The organism is Stenotrophomonas beteli (genome assembly GCF_001431665.1).
In the GTDB taxonomy this organism is placed as follows: domain Bacteria; phylum Pseudomonadota; class Gammaproteobacteria; order Xanthomonadales; family Xanthomonadaceae; genus Stenotrophomonas; species Stenotrophomonas beteli.
The window spans coordinates 1-4,119 of the sequence record NZ_LLXV01000103.1; the positions used below are offsets into that span (position 1 = coordinate 1).

4 protein-coding genes are annotated in these 4,119 nt (G+C 69.2%); 1 reads left to right on the plus strand and 3 read right to left on the minus strand.

Annotation, left to right across the window (positions count from 1 at the left end; all coding sequences use genetic code 11):
* Window positions 1-262: 262 nt before the first annotated feature.
* From hda to ARC23_RS20145, 3 genes are read right to left on the minus strand one after another with little or no spacing between them, the layout of a single operon-like run.
* Window positions 263-970, minus strand: a complete 708-nt coding sequence (gene hda, locus ARC23_RS20135) for a DnaA regulatory inactivator Hda (RefSeq protein WP_057498836.1) — start codon at window positions 968-970, stop codon at window positions 263-265.
* Window positions 970-2,139, minus strand: coding sequence for an AI-2E family transporter (locus ARC23_RS20140; protein ID WP_057498837.1), 1,170 nt, complete (start codon window positions 2,137-2,139; stop codon window positions 970-972). The genes hda and ARC23_RS20140 overlap by 1 nt, the downstream gene beginning before the upstream one ends.
* Window positions 2,136-3,266, minus strand: coding sequence for a DUF2066 domain-containing protein (locus ARC23_RS20145; protein WP_057498838.1), 1,131 nt, complete (start codon window positions 3,264-3,266; stop codon window positions 2,136-2,138). The genes ARC23_RS20140 and ARC23_RS20145 overlap by 4 nt, the downstream gene beginning before the upstream one ends.
* Window positions 3,267-3,365: 99 nt before the next feature.
* Here ARC23_RS20145 and purM point away from each other — a divergent pair.
* The coding region (gene purM, locus ARC23_RS20150; protein ID WP_057498839.1) for a phosphoribosylformylglycinamidine cyclo-ligase at window positions 3,366-4,119 on the plus strand (754 nt) is incomplete at its 3' end.

The following is a 4,119-nucleotide window of genomic DNA, read 5'->3' on the forward strand; positions in this document are numbered from 1 at the left end:
GCGCGCCAACAAACACAAACCACAACAAACGGGAGACCAAAACAGAGGCGGGGGAGGGGGGGGGACGGGGGGGGGGGGGGGGGGGGGGGGGGGGGGGGGGCGGGGGGACGGGGGGGGGCGGGAGGGACGATGCGGGCCCCCCCCCGCCCCCCCCCCCACCCCAGGCCCCCCCCCGCCTCCCCCTCAGGAAGCCCGCTTTTGACGTTGCTGTTGCTTCGGTTTCTGCGGGTGCAGGGCGCAGCCCTGCAAACAAACCCCACCCTCAGTAACGCGGCCGGCCTTCTTCCAGCACCTGGCGCAGGAACGGCACGGTGATCCGCCGCTTCGCCGCCAGCGACTCGCGGTCCAGCCAGTCCAGCAGCGTGATCAGTCCACCCAGTTCACGCCCGGTGTGCGACAGCAGCCACTCGATCGCGGCCTCGTCGATCGCCAGCCCACGCCGCAGCGCGCGCTCGCGCAGCACCGCCGCGCGGCCTTCCTCATCCAGCGGCTGCAGCAGCACACGCACGCACTGGCCCAGCCGCGACTGCAGGTCCGGCAGCACCAGGCCCAGCTCGCCCGGTGCCTTCTGCGCGGTGTACAGCACGGTCACGCCTGCAGCGCGCGCGCGGTTGTGGAAATCAAACAGCGCGATCTCGTCCTCTCGGTTGCCGGCGACCTCGTCCAGGCCATCCAGCGCCACCAGTTCGCGCGCTTCCAGCCCATCGAGCGCCGCACGCACGCGGCCAGCCGCGCTGGCCAACGGCACATAGGTCGGCAGGCGCCCGGCCTGCTCGGCACTGGAGCACATCGCCAGCGCCTGGTGGGTCTTGCCGGTGCCCGCCGCGCCCTCCAGGTAGACCCAATCGTGGCTGGCACCCACTGCGATCGCGCGCAGCTGCGCCAGCGCGCCATCCGGCGCGCCGATGAAGGTCTCCAGGCGCTGGTCCCGCGGGTAATGCAGGGCCAGCGGCAGTTGCGGCACACCCATCACTTCAGGTCGGGGCCCTTGTCGTCCGGAACGATGATATGGGGGGCCTCGACCACGCCATCAAGCACGATCGCCGGCTTCTCGCCCACGTACAGCTCGCTCTGGCGGTAACGCTGGTGGGCATAGCGCAGCAGCACGTTGGTCACCGCCGCCACCGGCAGCGCCAGCAGCATGCCGAGGAAGCCGAACAACTGGCCACCGGCCATCACCGCGAAGATCACTGCCACCGGATGCAGGCCGATCTTGTCGCCGACGATGCGCGGGGTCAGCACGTAGCTCTCCAGCAGCTGGCCCACGGTGAACACCACGCCGACCAGGATCAGCAGCTTCAGGTCGAAGCCCTGCGCCTGCACCAGTGCGGCCACGATCGCCATCACGATGCCGGTAGTCGCACCCAGATAGGGGATGAAGCTGATCAGGCCGGCGATCAGGCCGATCAGCAGGCCCAGCTTGAGGCCCACCAAGGACAGGCCACCGGCATAGATCACGCCCAGCGCCAGCATCACCAGGAACTGGCCACGGATGAACGCGCCCAGCACGTCATTGGACTCGCGTGCCAGCGCACTGATGGTACCGATGTGGTTGCGCGGGATCACCGACGCCACCCGCTCCACCAGCTTGTCCCAGTCACGCAGGAAGTAGAACGCCAGGATCGGCAGCAGCAGGATGTTGACCACCCAGGTCACCATCGCAAAGCCCGATCGCGAGACATAGCCCATGAACGTGGTGGCGAAGCCGCCAGCCTGCTGCCAGTGGCTGCGCACCCACTCGATCAGGCGATCCGGATCCAGCCACTGCATCACTTCCAGGCCGGTCTTCTGCTCGAACCAGGGGATGCCCTTTTCCATCAGCCACGCCTGTGCCTGCGGCGCGACCGCGATCAGGGTGGTGATCTGGCGTTCGATCATCGGCACCAGCACCAGCAGCAGGGCCACGATCACCAGCACCATGGCCGCGAACACCAGCACCACGCCGGTCATGCGCGAGCGTCCGGTGGCCTCGATGCGGTCCACCAGCGGGTCACCCAGCCAGGCCAGGGCCAGCGCCAGTACGAAGGGGGTCAGGATCGGCGCCAGCAGCCAGACGATCCAGCCGACCAGGCCGGCGAACAGGATGTACTTCAGCCGCCGCAGGAACTGCGCGATTTCCGCTTCCGGGGTCAGGGTCATCGCAGGCGGTACTCGTTGCTGACCGGCGCGGCCACAGGGGCGCCGCTGGTCTCATCGATCGGGGCCGGCAGCGTGGCACTCGGCACCAGCACGCCGTTGTCGCCGAGCATGCGGTTGAAGCCGGCCAGGCCGGTGGTCATCTCCAGGCTGAGCTCGAGCTGGCCGGCCGAGGCGTGCAGCGGGGTGACGCTGCGCACCACCGGCACTTCGCGCAGGCCCGCGGCCAGGCGCAGGTAGTCGTCGGCGCTGTCGATGCCGGTCACCACCACGCGGTAGGTCCCGGCCTGGCCGGTAGCCGCGCCGGCCTTGGCGTAGCGCTTGACCAGCGCGTCGGCGGCGCCATCGGCACCGGCGGCCATCGCACGCATGGCGTTGGCGTCCTTGCTGGTCCACTTGTTCAGTTCACGGCCGTTGTCGACGAACACCCAGTCCGCCTGCCAGCCGCCATTGGCACGGTACAGCTTGCCGATCAGCTGCATCGGCGGCGAATAGCGCGAGGAGGCACGGGCCACGGCAGCGCTGTCCTGGCGCCAGATGGCGCCGGCCAGCGCCTGTTCAGCGGCACCGCCACTGGGCAGCCCCAGTTTGTAACCGCGTTCGATGGCGCGATTGAGCAGCGGGCGGGCGGCATTGGCCTGCTGCACGCTGACCAGGCGCGGGCCGCTGCCGTCATCCACTGCCAGCCACAGCACCGGCTTCGGTCGCGGCTGCGGCCACAGCGGCAGGCCCAGGGCCGACACCAACGAATCGACGTCGTCCTCGCGGAAGCGCGCCACCAGCAGGGTCCGGAAGCTCGGTGCGCCACTGGCGCCCACGCTCTGGTCCTGCTTGTAGTCATAGCTGGCCACGTAGTCCTTGGCATTGCGCAGCGCCTGCACGACGCCCGGGCGTGACATCACGCTGCGGTCGCCGGACAGCTTGCCCAGCACCACGCTCAGGGCGCGGGCCAGGGCGCCGTTGCGATCGGCTTCGGCCTGGCTGTTGACGGGCACTTCGGCCTCGTAGGCGCCAGTGGCGGTGGCAACATCACCTTCGGTGCGCAGGCCGCTCTGGGCCATCGTGGCCACCGGCAGGCTCAGCGCAAGGAGCAGGGTCAGAATCAGGCTGCGGCGCATCAGGACATCCATTGGCTCGACGTATCCGGGGGAATTGTTGCCCGAATACGGACTTTGCGCCAATGCGGCCTGTTAAAATCGCCCGTTCAACCCCTGCCAGCGCCGACGCCCGTGACCAACAGCCCGTCTTCCGCCCCCTCCCCCCTCACCTACCGTGACGCGGGTGTCGACATCGACGCCGGCAACGAGCTGGTCGAGCGCATCAAGCCCCTGGTCAAGCGCAGCTTCCGGCCGGAAGTGATGGGCGGCCTGGGCGGCTTCGGCGCCCTGTTCGACCTGTCCAACAAGTACCGCGAGCCGGTGCTGGTGTCGGGTACCGACGGCGTGGGCACCAAGCTGAAGCTGGCCCACCAGCTGAACCGCCACGATACGATCGGCATCGACCTGGTCGCCATGTGCGTGAACGACGTGCTGGTGCAGGGTGCCGAACCGCTGTTCTTCCTGGATTACTTCGCCACCGGCAAGCTGGACATCGACACCGCGGCGGCCGTGGTGGGCGGCATCGCCAACGGTTGCACCGAGGCCGGCTGCGCGCTGATCGGCGGCGAGACCGCTGAAATGCCCGACATGTACGCCCCGGGCGAGTACGACCTGGCCGGCTTCACCGTGGCGGCGGTCGAGAAGAGCGAGCTGAAGGACGGCGCCAGCGTGGCCAACGGCGACGTGCTGATCGGCATCGCCTCCTCCGGCCCGCACTCCAACGGCTACTCGCTGGTTCGCCGCATCTACGACCGCGCCGGCCGCCCGGCCGAGCTGGAGCTGGAAGGCGGGGTCAAGCTGGTCGATGCGCTGATGGCGCCGACCCGCCTGTACGTCAAGCCGATCCTGTCGCTGCTGAAGTCGCATGGCGCGGCCATCCACGGCA